11 protein-coding genes are annotated in these 12,409 nt (G+C 73.0%); 5 read left to right on the top strand and 6 right to left on the bottom strand.

The features are described from left to right. Positions 1-174: 174 nt before the first annotated feature. On the bottom strand, positions 175-822 hold the full coding sequence (locus ACFZAX_RS27350; RefSeq protein ID WP_390964932.1) for a fasciclin domain-containing protein: 648 nt from the start codon (positions 820-822) through the stop codon (positions 175-177). Positions 823-956: 134 nt separating this feature from the next. Continuing rightward, entirely contained in the window at positions 957-2,552 is a 1,596-nt protein-coding gene (locus ACFZAX_RS27355) for a molybdopterin-dependent oxidoreductase (RefSeq protein WP_390964933.1), read from the bottom strand. Positions 2,553-2,809: 257 nt separating this feature from the next. Here ACFZAX_RS27355 and ACFZAX_RS27360 point away from each other — a divergent pair, with 257 nt between their 5' ends. The 5 genes from ACFZAX_RS27360 (at position 2,810) to ACFZAX_RS27380 (ending at position 8,439) form a co-directional block, all read left to right on the top strand. Beyond that, complete coding sequence (locus ACFZAX_RS27360) at positions 2,810-4,090, top strand: FAD-dependent oxidoreductase (RefSeq protein ID WP_390964934.1); 1,281 nt, start codon at positions 2,810-2,812, stop codon at positions 4,088-4,090. Beyond that, positions 4,087-4,827, top strand: a complete 741-nt coding sequence (locus ACFZAX_RS27365) for a DUF1365 family protein (protein ID WP_390964935.1) — start codon at positions 4,087-4,089, stop codon at positions 4,825-4,827. Before ACFZAX_RS27360 ends, ACFZAX_RS27365 begins: the two co-directional genes overlap by 4 nt. A 2-nt stretch (positions 4,828-4,829) precedes the next feature. Further along, positions 4,830-6,086 (top strand): class I SAM-dependent methyltransferase, encoded by a 1,257-nt coding sequence (locus ACFZAX_RS27370; RefSeq protein ID WP_390964936.1) that lies wholly within the window; start codon positions 4,830-4,832, stop codon positions 6,084-6,086. Between the two features lie 272 nt (positions 6,087-6,358). Next, a complete protein-coding gene (locus ACFZAX_RS27375) occupies positions 6,359-7,639 on the top strand; it encodes a class I SAM-dependent methyltransferase (RefSeq protein ID WP_390964982.1) in 1,281 nt (426 codons plus the stop codon). Beyond that, positions 7,636-8,439: a DUF1295 domain-containing protein gene (locus ACFZAX_RS27380; RefSeq protein WP_390964937.1), complete on the top strand. Its 804-nt coding sequence runs from the start codon at positions 7,636-7,638 to the stop codon at positions 8,437-8,439. Before ACFZAX_RS27375 ends, ACFZAX_RS27380 begins: the two co-directional genes overlap by 4 nt. Positions 8,440-8,548: 109 nt before the next feature. On the opposite strand, the gene ACFZAX_RS27385 is transcribed toward ACFZAX_RS27380, so the two are convergent. From ACFZAX_RS27385 to ACFZAX_RS27400, 4 genes are all read right to left on the bottom strand, one after another. Continuing rightward, positions 8,549-9,307, bottom strand: coding sequence for an anti-sigma factor domain-containing protein (locus ACFZAX_RS27385; protein ID WP_390964939.1), 759 nt, complete (start codon positions 9,305-9,307; stop codon positions 8,549-8,551). Next, on the bottom strand, positions 9,304-9,888 hold the full coding sequence (locus tag ACFZAX_RS27390; RefSeq protein WP_390964940.1) for an ECF RNA polymerase sigma factor SigK: 585 nt from the start codon (positions 9,886-9,888) through the stop codon (positions 9,304-9,306). The genes ACFZAX_RS27385 and ACFZAX_RS27390 overlap by 4 nt, the downstream gene beginning before the upstream one ends. 271 nt (positions 9,889-10,159) lie before the next feature. Next, positions 10,160-11,008, bottom strand: coding sequence for a siderophore-interacting protein (locus ACFZAX_RS27395; RefSeq protein WP_390964941.1), 849 nt, complete (start codon positions 11,006-11,008; stop codon positions 10,160-10,162). Positions 11,009-11,245: 237 nt separating this feature from the next. After that, positions 11,246-12,154: a 5'-3' exonuclease H3TH domain-containing protein gene (locus ACFZAX_RS27400; RefSeq protein ID WP_390964983.1), complete on the bottom strand. Its 909-nt coding sequence runs from the start codon at positions 12,152-12,154 to the stop codon at positions 11,246-11,248. Positions 12,155-12,409: the final 255 nt, after the last annotated feature.

A 12,409-nucleotide genomic window follows, 5' to 3' on the forward strand; every position in this document is an offset into this window, starting at 1 on the left:
TACCTCTTTCCCCATGGTGCGCTTATCTCCCATTTACGCGCCGGGGCCGGGGGCGGCTGACTGCGCATATCGCGGCGTGTGCGCGGGTGCGGCCAACTGCCCCTGCGCGCACAGGGTGTGCCGGGTGGCGGCAGGACCTGTGCGCGCTCGTGGCCCGGGCGGGCCGGCCGTCGCCTACTGCGGCGGCATCAGGACCGAGTCGACGATGTAGACCGTGGCGTTGGCCGTCCGGACGTTGCCGCAGACGACCTTCGCGCTGTCGTTCACGGTGTACGTCATGTCCGAGCCGGACGTCGTCAGCTTGCCCTTCTCCAGGGTGGTGAAGGAGCCGTTCGACAGCTGCTTCGGGGCGATCTTCTCGCCGACCACGTGGTAGGTGAGCACCTTGGTCAGCTCCTCCTTGTTCGCGAGCAGCTTCTCCAGGTCGGCCTTCGGAACCTTGGCGAACGCCTCGTTGGTCGGCGCGAACACCGTGATGTTCTCGGCGCTGTTGAGCGTGTCCACCAGCCCCGCCGCCTTGACGGCGGTGACCAGGGTCGCGAGGTCCGGGTTGTTCGAGGCGGCGGTGGCGACGGGGTCCTGCGCCATGCCGTCGAAGGAACCCGCGCCGTTCTTCGGAACGGACGCACAGGCGGAGCCGAAGGGCTGGTCGTCCGAGGGGGCCGAGGCCGGCGCCGACGCACTGGCCGAGCCCGCCTTGTCGGGGCCGGAGCCGGAGGCGGAGTCCTTGGTGTCCGTGGAGGAGCAGGACGTGAGAGCCAGCGGCAGTACGGCGGCGACCGAGACGGCGACGGCGAGACGGCGGAGGTACAGGGCGTTCATGGTGTTTCTCCTGGTTCGGATGGTGGTGCTGGTCCGGTGCGGTCGGGCGGCCCGGACGGCGGGTTCCGGGCGGTCGATCGGCCCGGACGGTTCGGTCGTGGAAATGAAGGCTGAGCAGTGGTGGTGACGGTCTCTCAGTCCACGTCGACCACCACCGAATGCCAGCCGGTCGCACCGTCGGGGACGGTTCCGACCCGGTCGGCGGTCTGGGTCGCGCCGGTGCCGTCCGTCGCGCGGACTTCGAGGGTGTGGTGGCCGGAGGTGGCCGGCCACTCCCACACCCACTGGCGCCAGGTGTCCCGGCCGTCCTCCGCGCCCAGCCGCGCGGTGTGCCAGTCGCCGCCGTCCACCCGGACCTCGACGCGGGAGATGCCCCGGTGCTGGGCCCAGGCGACACCGCCGACCGGCACGGTGCCGGCCTTCGGCGAGGCGAAGGGGCGCGGGGTGTCGATCCGCGACTCCGTCTTGATGGGCGCCTGCCGGGCCCAGTCGCGCTTGACCCAGTAGGCGTCGTACGCGTCGAAGGTGGTGAGCTCGATGTCCTGGATCCACTTGCAGGCCGACACGTAGCCGTACAGACCCGGTACCAGCATCCGCACCGGGAATCCGTGCTCGAACGGCAGCGGTTCGCCGTTCATGCCGAGGGCGAGCATCGCGTCACGGCCGTCCAGGACGGTCTCGACGGGCGTGCCGATGGTCATCCCGTCCACCGAGCGCGAGACGAGCTGGTCGGCCGGACCGCCCTGCGACGGGGCCTTCACCCCGCCCTCGCGCAGCAGGTCCGCCAGCCGCACGCCGATCCACCGGGCGTTGCCGATGTACGGACCGCCGACCTCGTTGGAGACGCAGGCCAGGGTGATGTCCCGCTCGACGACCGTCCGCCGCAGCAGGTCCTGGTAGCCGAGGGTCAGCGGGCGGGCGACGCCCTCGCCGTGGATGCGCAGGCGCCAGCTGCCGGCGTCCACGCGGGGGACCACCAAGGCGGTGTCCACCCGGTAGAAGCTCTTGTTCGGTGTGACGAACGAGCTGATGCCCCGGACCCCCAGGTCCGCACCCCGGGGCACGGCGGGGGCGGCCGAGTCGGGTGTCGGCAGGGTGATGTCCGCGCGTGAGGCGGAGGCCCCGGCCTGCACGGAGGCGGTGAGGCGGCGCCCCACGTACCCCGCACCCGCCGAGGCCGCCGCGGCGGCGGTGGCGGCGATCACGAAACCACGCCGGTCGAAGGCGGGCCCGGTCCCGGCACCCGTCCCCGAGGCGGGTGCCGGTCCGGTCTCCGTCTTCCCAGCCGCGGGAGACGGGGACCGGACCGGAGTCAGCCGTCCGGCCAGGAGATACAGCACTCCCGCCGCGACGACCGCGCCGACCACCGAAGGCAGCGCGTCCGAGGGGCTGCCCTCGGGCCGCCCCACCGCCGACACCGCCCCGACCAGACCGAAGACCAGAACGGCGAAGGCGCCGACCCGTCGGTGCCGCAGTGCCAGGAGCCCCACGGCCATGGCGAAGAGCGCCAGCAGCACCAGGATGCCCAGCTGCAGCACCAACTTGTCGTCCGTGCCGAAGTTCCGTACGGCGAAGTCCTTCACGGCGGGGGGAGTGCGGTCGATGACCGCACCGCCCACCGCCGCGACCGGCCCCGCCTCGGGGCGCACGGCCGCCGCTGCCAACTCGGCGACGCACAGGGCGCAGAACCCGGCGATCAGCCCGCTGAGGGCGGCCAGTGCGGCGCGCACCCAGCGGGAGCGCCGGGACTCCGAAGGCCCCTGATTCCGCGCATCGTTCCGATCTGCTGTCACACCGGGGATTCGGCACCGGTCGGCCGGCGGATTGGTCGTTCACCCGAATGGATCACACCTCGGTTCCGGCCAATCCGCGGGGCATCCGGCGACGAACAACTCGGTGTGGCGCCTGTCCGTCAGGCGCCCGGCAGCTCCGGCCCCGCTCAGGGCGGTCGTGGGGGCGAGGGACCGACTCACGGAAGGTGCAGGGGATGGCAGCGGTACGGCGGCGCACGGCCGTGGTCGGAAGCGGGGTGGCGGGGCTGACCGCCGCCCACGTGTTGACGAAGGCCGACGATGTCACGCTCTACGAGGCGGACGACCGTCCCGGCGGACACGCGCACACCCACGACCTGACCTCGTCGGACGGCCGGGTGCACCGCGTCGACTCCGGCTTCATCGTCCACAACCGCAGGACCTATCCGCATCTGTTGCGGCTCTTCGACGAACTCGGGGTCCGCACCCAGGAGTCGGAGATGTCGATGTCCGTCCGGTGCGAGGGGTGCGGACTCGAATACGCGGGCGCCCGCGGGGTGTCCGGGCTCCTCGCCCAACCGCGCGCGGCCCTGCGCGGCGCCTATCTGCGGATGCTCGCCGAGGTGCCCCGGTTCCACCGGGCCGCCCGCGTGCTGCTCGCGGAGCCGGAGAGTACGGGCGGAGAAGGCCTGCTCACGCTGGGGGAGTTCGCTGAGCGCCACCGCTTCTCCCCTTATTTCCGCGCCCACTTCCTCACCCCGGTGGTCTCCGCCGTCTGGTCCTGCGACCCGGTCACGGCGCTCCGCCACCCGGCCCGCCATCTGTTCCGCTTCCTGGCGCACCACGGCATGCTCTCCGTCGGCGGCTCACCGGTCTGGCGCACCGTCACCGGCGGCTCCCGCTCCTACGTCGACCTTCTGACGAAGCGACTCTCCGCGGTGCGCACGGCCACTCCGGTCCGGGCCCTGCGCCGGCACCACGACGGCGTCGAACTGGTCACCGAGGACGGGACCACGGAGGGGTACGACCGCGTGGTCGTCGCCACCCATCCCGACCAGGCCCTGCGGCTGCTCGCCGACCCCACCGACGCGGAGACCCGTGTCCTCGGCGCGTTCCGGTACTCCCGCAACACCACGCTGCTGCACACCGACACCACGCTCCTGCCGGACGCCGCGAGGGCCCGTGCCTCCTGGAACTACCTGATGCCCTCGTGCGCGGCCGACGCCCGCCAGGTCACGGTCAGCTACGACATGACACGGCTCCAACGGCTCGACGCTCCCGAGACCTTCGTCGTCACACTGAACGACGGCGGACGGGTGGACCCCGGGAGTGTCCGGGCCCGGATGGTCTACGAGCACCCGGTCTTCACGCCGGAGTCGATCGCCGCGCAGGCACGGCTGCCCGCCCTCTCCGGACCGGTGACCGCTTTCGCCGGCGCGTACCACGGCTGGGGTTTCCACGAGGACGGCTGCCGCTCCGGTGTCGAGGCGGCCCTCTCGCTCGGGGTGACCTGGTGACGGGCGCTCCCGGCGCCGCGGCGCTCTACCCGTGCACCGTCACCCATGTACGGACGCGGCCGGGACGCTACGTCTTCCGCCACCGCACCTACCTCTGGTTCATCGACCCCGACCGCCCCCCGCGCCTGCCCCGCCCGTTGGCCCCGCTCGCCCGGTTCGACGCCCGGGACCACTTCGGCGGCACGGCACCGGGCATCCGCGCCGGCCTCACCCGCTTCCTGGCGGCCCACGGCGTCGAACTGGGCGACGGCACGGTGCGGATGCTCACCCAGGCCCGGGTGTTCGGCCATGTCTTCAACCCCCTCACCGTGTACTGGTGCCACCGGCCGGACGGCTCCCCGCTCTGCGTCGTCGCCGAGGTGCACAACACGTACGGGGAACGCCACGCCTACCTCCTGCGGCCCGGCACGGACGGCGTTGCCTCGGCCGACAAGGACTTCTACGTCTCGCCGTTCTTCCCCGTCGACGGCTCCTACCGGATGCGGCTGCCGGAACCCGGGGCCAGGCTCGCCCTGACCATCCACCTGGAACGCGCGGGCCGACGCCCGTTCACGGCCACCGTGCGGGGCACCGGACGTCCCGCCGGGCCCGCCGCGCTGCTGCGGCTGGCCGCACGCCACCCCTGGTCCACCGCCGCGGTCTCCCTGGCGATCCGGTTCCACGGCATCCGCCTCCTCCTGCGCGGACTGCCGGTGGTCCCGCGCCCCCGTTCCCGTACCCAGAAAGGCATGCGGTGAAGGTGTCCGCCTCTCCCTGCTCCCCGTCCGTGCTCCCCGCTCCCGACCCGGAGCGCTGGCCCGACATCGTCCGGCCCCGACGCGCCTCCCGGCCGAGGACCGCCGTCGCCGAACGTGTCGTCCGGCACGCCCTGGGCCGTCTCCCGCTGCGCGCCCGGCTCGCGGGCGGCGACAGTCTCGGCCTGGGCGGCCCGCTGCTGGAGATCCACCGCCCCGAGGCGTTCTTCCGCCGGATCGGGGTCAACGGCCTCATCGGCTTCGGCGAGTCGTACATGGCGGCGGAGTGGGACGCTCCCGATCCCGTCGCGGTGCTCTCCGTGCTCGCCGGACACGTCGCCGAACTCGTCCCCGCCCCGCTCCAGCGGCTGCGCCCGTTCTGGGCGCCTCGGCAGCCCGCCGCGCAGGCCAACACACCGGACGGCGCCCGGGACAACATCAGCCACCACTACGACCTCTCGAACGAACTCTTCGCGCTCTTCCTCGACGAGACCATGACCTACTCCGCCGCCCTCTTCCGGGGGTTTCCGGCCGACCAGTCCTTGCTCCCGGCAGCGCAGCACCGCAAAATCGACCGGCTGCTCGATCTGACGGAGGCGGGCCCCGGCACCCGGCTGCTGGAGATCGGCACCGGCTGGGGCGAACTGGCGTTGCGCGCCGCGGCCAGGGGCGCCCAGGTCACCACGGTCACGCTCTCCGCCGAACAGCGGGACCTCGCGCGTCGTCGTGTCCGGGACGCCGGACTGGAGGACCGGATCGACGTCCGCCTCCGCGACTACCGGCAGGTCACCGGGGAGTACGACGCGATCGTCAGCGTCGAGATGATCGAGGCCGTCGGAGAGGAGTACTGGCCCGTCTACTTCCGCACCCTGGAGGCGCGGCTCGCTCCCGGCGGCCGGATCGCGCTCCAGGCCATCACCATGCCGGACGACCGTATGCGGGCGGCCGGCGCCACCCACACCTGGATCCAGAAGTACATCTTCCCCGGCGGGCTGATCCCCTCCAGCCGGGCACTGGAGGAGAACGCGGCACGCGCCGGCCTGCGGACCGACCGGCGCGCGCGGTTCGGCACCCACTACGCCGAGACCCTGCGCCTGTGGCGGGAACGATTCCACGAACGTGCCGAGGAGGTCGACGCCCTCGGCTTTGACGCCACCTTCCGGCGGATGTGGACCTTCTACCTCGCCTACTCCGAAGCCGGCTTCCGCTCGGGCTACCTCAACGTCGAACAGGTCCTGCTCGCGCGCCCGGAGACCCCGTGACCCCCGCCGCCAGCCCGCCCGCCCGCCGCCCGGCCCTTCCCCGACCGGAGGAAAGCACCGTGAACCCCCCGCAGGACCCCGCCGCACCCGGCTCCGGAGCGACCGGTGCCCGGCACACCGCGGACCCCGAGGGCGTGCCGCGCCCCCGGAGCACCCTGGACGCCCTCACGCCCGGTGCCGCATCGAACGGTGCCTCCTCGAACGGTGCCTCCTCGAACGGTGTCGCATCGAACGGTGCCGTATCGACCGGTGCCGCCCAGCTCGTCGGACCGCTGGCCGAGCGGTTCCTCGGCGGCGCGCTACCGGTACGCGTACGCATGTGGGACGGCAGCGAGACCGGTCCCGCCGACGCGCCGACCGTGCACGTGCGCTCCCGCCGCGCCCTGCGCCGGCTGCTCTGGCAGCCCGGCGAACTCGGCCTCGCCGAGGCGTACATCACCGGCGACATCGACCTCGCGGACGACCTCGCCGACGGGCTGCGTGTCATGCGCGGGGCCGCCCGGGAGAGGGGGCTGCGCCCACCCGCGCCGGGGCTCGGAGACCGGATCAGGGCGGCGGTCACCGCGGTACGGCTCGGCGCGGTAGGAACCCGCCCGCCGGTGCCCGCCTCGCGGGCGGGGCTGCGGGGCGCCGTCCACAGCAAGGCACGGGACCGCGCCGCGATCAGCCACCACTACGACCTGTCCAACGCCTTCTACACACTCCTGCTGGACGGGACGATGGCGTACTCCTGCGGCTACTGGACGGGCGAGGGAGAGCCCGGTTACGGCCCTGCCGACGCCCAGCGGGACAAGCTCGAACTGATCTGCCGGAAACTCGGACTCGGCCCCGGCGGAAGGCTCCTGGACATCGGCTGCGGCTGGGGATCCCTCACCCTGTACGCGGCCCGCCACCACGGCGTCCGGGTCACCGCCGTCACCCTCGCCGCGGAACAGGCCGCCCACGTCACCCGGAAAGTCGGTGAACTCGGTCTGGAGGACCGTGTCGAAGTGCTCCACAGCGACTACCGGGACGTCCGGGGCCTGCCGGACTTCCGGGCCGGTTACGACGCGGTCTCCACCGTCGAGATGGGCGAGCACGTCGGCGACGCCGAATATCCCGCGTTCACCGCACTGCTGCACGACGTGTTGCGCCCCGGCGGCCGGGCCTTCGTCCAGCAGATGTCCCGCGGCACCACGGCGCCGGGGGGCGGCGCCTTCATCGAGTCCTACATCGCCCCCGACATGCACATGCGGCCGCTCGGCGAGACGGTCGGGCTGTTGGAGGGCGCCGGACTCGAAGTGCGCGACACCGAATCGCTGCGCGAGCACTACGTCCTGACGGTGGAGGCGTGGCGGCGCACGCTGGAGGCGCGCTGGCCGGAGTTCGTGGCCCTCGTGGGCGAGGAGACCGCCCGGGTCTGGCGGCTCTACCTGGTGGGCGGCGCCCTCGCCTTCGAGGAACGGCGGATGGGCGTCGACCAGATCCTCTGCGTGCGCCCCGACGCCTCGGGAGCGGCGGCGATGCCCGCCACCCGGCACGGCTGGTACGAGAAACTGGGCGCGGCCCGGTGACCGGCTTCGGCTGGGCGGCGTTCGCACAGGGGCTCGCCCCCGCGGCGGGCGCCGCCCTGGCGGTCATGCTCGTCACCTTCACGGTGGCCCTGCGCCAAGGAGTGCACCGGGTGGTGGACGTCGCCTGGGGGCTCGGGTTCGCGGCCGTCGCCCTCGTCTCGTACCGCGTGTCGGCGGGCGAGGGCGACGGAGTGCGACGGCTCCTGGTGACCGTCCTCACGGTGGTCTGGGGCCTGCGCCTCGCCCTGCACATCGCGCGCCGCGGACGCGGCCACGGCGAGGACCCGCGTTACCGGGCCATGCTGGACCGGGCCCCGTGCCACCCCGACCTCTACGCGCTGCGCAAGGTGTACCTGCTGCAGGGATCCCTGGTCTGGCTGGTCTCCGCCCCCGTGCAGGCCGCGCAGTACGTCGAGGGCCCGCCCAGCCGGTGGGTCTGGGCCGGATGCGCGCTGTGGTCGGTGGGGCTGGTCTTCGAGGCGGTGGGGGATCGTCAGCTGGCACGGTTCAAGGCCGATCCCGCGCATCGCGGCCTGATCATGGACAGGGGCCTGTGGTCCTGGACCCGGCACCCCAACTACTTCGGGGACTTCTGCGTCTGGTGGGGTCTGTTCCTGTTCGTCGCGGACAGTCCGGCCGCCGCGGCGGCGACCGTCGTCGCCCCCGCGCTGATGAGCTACCTGCTCATCGGCGGAAGCGGCAAGGCCCTGCTGGAACGCCACATGGCCGACAGGCCGGGCTGGGCCTCCTATCGGGCGCGTACCAGCGGCTTCGTCCCGCTGCCACCCCGGCGGAACTGAACCGCGGCAGCCCGTGCGCCTTGCGTCGTGCGTACTCCACCCGTGCGTACGCCCGGAGCCCGGGACCTTTGGGGAGGTCCCGGGCCACCCTCCCGACGGCGCTCCCCGATCAGGCCGTCGGGAAGTCCATCAGCGCGAGAGGGGCCGAGGTGGGCGACGTCGAGCCACCCGCCGGCTCGACGGTGACGCCCATGCCCGACGCACCGTCGACCGGGCCGGCCAGGAGGACCGCGTCGCCCGTCGCGTCCGGGTCCATCAGCCCGGCCGAACGCATCGTCCCGCCGTCCGCGAACCACAGTTGATAGACCTTGCCGACGGGCGGGCGCTCCAGCCCGGAGGAGAGGAACACGGCCCGGTTCTCGCTCGACGACACGACGACCGTGCCGCGTGCCCGCGGGGCGAACTCCGCCGAGACCGTCCTCGCGTCGGGCGCGGACAGCACGCGCGCCAGCACTTCGTTCCGCTGGTTGGCGCTGTCCGCCTCCTCCTGGGCGGCGCGTGCCACCTGGTTCTGCCACACCGCGACCCCACCGAGGGAGGCCGCGGCGGCCAGGCAGGCGGCCAGGGCGTACCGGGTCCACCGGCCGGGCCGCCCGGGAACGGCGGCCGGACCGCCGGGAGCGCCGTGCCCCGGCGCCTCCTGACGTACCGTCGTGATCCGGAGCAGCACCTCGTCGCGCATAGCGCGCGGGGGAGTCGCGGAGACCGCGAGGGCCAGCCGGGAGGCGGTGGCCGAGAGCTCCGCCACCTCCTGCTCGCAGGCGCCGCATTCGGCCAAGTGCCGTTCGAATGCCTGGCGTTCGTCCTCGGGGAGGGCGTGCAGCGCGTAGGCGCCGGTCAACGTGTGCAGTTCCGCCGTGGTGCTCATGCGCTCACCCCCAGGCAGTCACGCATCCGGATCAGACCGTCGCGCAGTCGCGTCTTGATGGTTCCCAGCGGTACGGCGAGGAGTTCGGCCACCTCGCGGTAGGTCAGGCCGCGGTAGTAGGCGAGGGTCACCGACTCGCGCTGCAGCTCGGACAGGGTCCGAAGGCAGCGGCGCACCTGTTCGCGCTCCAGCCGGCTCTCGACCTGCTCGGTCACCTCGTCGTACGCCGGTGTGCGCTCCAGCAGGGCGGCCCGGTGCTCCCGCGCCGCCGACGCCTCCGCCGAGCGGACCCGGTCCACGGCCCGGTGATGGGCCAGCGTCAGCACCCAGTTCATGGCGCCGCCGCGGGACGGCTGGTAGCGCGACGCGGTCCGCCACACCTCCACCAGCACCTCCTGGGCGACCTCCTCGGACTGGGCGGGATCGCGCAGGACGGTGCGGATCAGGCCCAGGACCGGTCCGCAGACGGTGTCGTAGACCTGGGCGAAGGCGTCCTGGTCCCCCCGGGCGACCTGGACCAGGAGGTCCTGGAGATCGGGTCCGGCCGAAGGCACGGGGCCGATGTACACGGCTTCTTTCAACGCGGCTTCCTCCCAGGAGGTTTATGGACTCCCCTTGATTCGGAGCAGCGGGCCGTTCGGATTGGTCGCCGGTGCGGTGCGAAGGGGGCGGCCTTTCGGGTGATCAGCCGGCCGGGCGGGCGGGTGCCGGACCTGGGCGGGCCGGTGGGGGCCGGTGGAAAAATCCTTCCACGGACCGGCCGGCCGGCGGCCGGACATCCGTGGAACTCCGGACACGCGGGAGCCCCGGCCGTCCTCCGAGGACAGCCGGGGCTCCCGCGCGGACGCCGGGTCAGCCGGTGGCGGGGCCGGCCTCCTGCTCGCGCTCGACCTGCTCGTTCCACTCGCGCTTGACGGCACGCCAGGCGTCGTCGTTCTGGCCGAGACGCCAGTAGCCCGAGATCGACAACTGGCCCAGTGGGATCTGGCGTTCGACCCGCAGGTACCGCCTGATCTCCTTGACGAAGCCCGCCTCGCCGTGGACGAAGGCCTGCACCTCGCCCTCCGGGAAGTCCAGTCCCAGCACGGCGGCGGTGGCGAGCTCGCCGACCGGGCGCTCGCCCCGGTGCAGCCAGTTCACCGACACCCCGGCGGGGACGGTCACCTTCTGCTCCTCGGCGGCGTCGGACACCTCGATGAACACGTGTCCCCGGGCGCCCGCGGGCATCTGCTCCAGCGCCACCGCGATGGCGGGCAGTGCGCTCTCGTCGCCCACCAGGAGGTGCCAGCCGGCCGACTCCTGCGGGGCGTAGCCGCCGCCCGGGCCGAGGAGCGTCATCGGGTCGCCGGGAGAGGCGTGGGCCGCCCAGGGACCGGCCAGACCCTCGTCGCCGTGCACGACGAAGTCGATCGCGAGCTCGCGAGCGGCCGGGTCCCAGGAGCGGACGGTGTACGTACGCGTGGTCGGCCACAGCTCGCGCGGGTACGACTCGCGGATCGCCGCCATGTCGAAGGGATGGGCGTAGTCGGCGCCCTCGGGCGCGAAGCAGAGCTTCACGTAGTGGTCGGCGAAGCCCTCGGTCCCGAAGGAGGCGAGGCCCTCGCCCCCCAGGACCACCCGCACCATGTGGGGGGTGATCTGTTCGGTGCGCACGACCTGCGCACCCTTGCCCTTGGGCGGTTGCCGCGTCGGACGTGCCACGTGGATCTCCCTGTGCCGTAATGATGCGGGGACCCGGGTGCCGGGGGCCGGCACCCGGGGTCGAAACTTAGGTCTGCCTAAGCTAGCACCGGCCGGGCGATCCGGACACGGTCGGTCCCGTAAGCATTGGATGCGCGGAGCCTCCCGCGGGGCGGACGCACGACCGGTGGCCGCCCCGCCAGGAGACCACGGCTTGCTGTGAGCCGCCGGGCTCCCGGGAGAGCAGCGGCGACGCTCTCAGGAGTGCAGCGCCGACAGGAGCCGCTGCAGCGCGCCGCGCAGCCCCCACCGCTCGGCCAGCTCCGCGAGGGCGGCCGGGTCGCGTGCCTCGCGGGGCAGTACCGGGTCGAACTCGGGAAGCGGTACGTCCCCGGCGACCCGCACCACCTTCGGCGCGACCGCGACGTACGCACGGGCCTCGTCCAGCCGTCTGCGCTGCGAGGGGGTCAGCTTCGCCGCCGGGTCGTCCACCGCGGCCATGATCCCGGCGAGATCTCCGAAGGCGTCCAGGAGCTTCGCGGCGGTTTTCTCGCCGATCCCGGGGACGCCGGGAAGGCCGTCGCTGGGATCGCCGCGCAGCAGGGCCAGGTCGACGTACCCCCGGCCGTCCACGCCGTACTTCTCGCGCAGCGCCGCCTCGTCGGTCACCTGGAGCGTGCCGACACCCTTGAGGGGATAGAGCACCCGCACCCCGCGCGCGTCGTCCACCAGCTGGTAGAGGTCGCGGTCGCCGGTGACGATGTCCACCGGTCCGGTCGCGCGTCCGGTGAGCGTACCGATGACGTCGTCCGCCTCGTACGGTGCGACGCCCACGCGGGCGATGCCCACCGCGTCCAGCACCGCCTCGATCACCGGGACCTGCGGGGCGAGGGTGTCCGGGGTCTCCTCCTCGTCCGCCTGGCCCGCCGGGGTCTCCACCGCCACCCGGTGCGCCTTGTAGGTCGGGATCAGCTCGACCCGCCAGGCCGGGCGCCAGTCCGCGTCCATGCAGGCGACCAGGTCGTCGGGATGGTGGTCCTGGACCAGCCGGCCGATGAAGTCCAGCAGCCCGCGCACGGCGTTGACCGGGGTGCCGTCCGGTGCGCGCACCGAGTCCGGCACGCCGAAGTAGGCGCGGTAGTACAGGGAGGCGGTGTCGAGGAGCATCAGGCGTCGCGTCACCCCCCGATCATGCCCCACGGCACCGACACCGGCCCGGGGCGGCGTCGCCGTACGGACGGCGTGAGCCGGGCGGTGAAAAGTGAGCTGAGCCACATAAATGTTTGCTGCGGATAAGTGCGGGCAGGCGCGGCACCGGAGCGGAGCACGTCCAAATTTCAACTTGTGTATGTGCCATGCGGACAGATTCCGTGCCGCTCCACGGTCCGCCGACGCGGGGGTGTGGCGGACCGTTTCCGGTTC

Origin of the sequence: Streptomyces sp. NPDC008125, assembly GCF_042957125.1 — a bacterium.
GTDB lineage: Bacteria > Actinomycetota > Actinomycetes > Streptomycetales > Streptomycetaceae > Streptomyces.

What these genes read in the sequence shown, in the direction of transcription:
- ACFZAX_RS27350 (WP_390964932.1), bottom strand. Translation starts at nt 822, where the DNA reads ATGAACGCCCTGTACCTCCGCCGTCTCGCCGTCGCCGTCTCGGTCGCC.
- ACFZAX_RS27360 (WP_390964934.1), top strand. Translation starts at nt 2,810, where the DNA reads ATGGCAGCGGTACGGCGGCGCACGGCCGTGGTCGGAAGCGGGGTGGCG.
- ACFZAX_RS27385 (WP_390964939.1), bottom strand. Translation starts at nt 9,307, where the DNA reads ATGAGCACCACGGCGGAACTGCACACGTTGACCGGCGCCTACGCGCTG.
- ACFZAX_RS27400 (WP_390964983.1), bottom strand. Translation starts at nt 12,154, where the DNA reads ATGCTCCTCGACACCGCCTCCCTGTACTACCGCGCCTACTTCGGCGTG.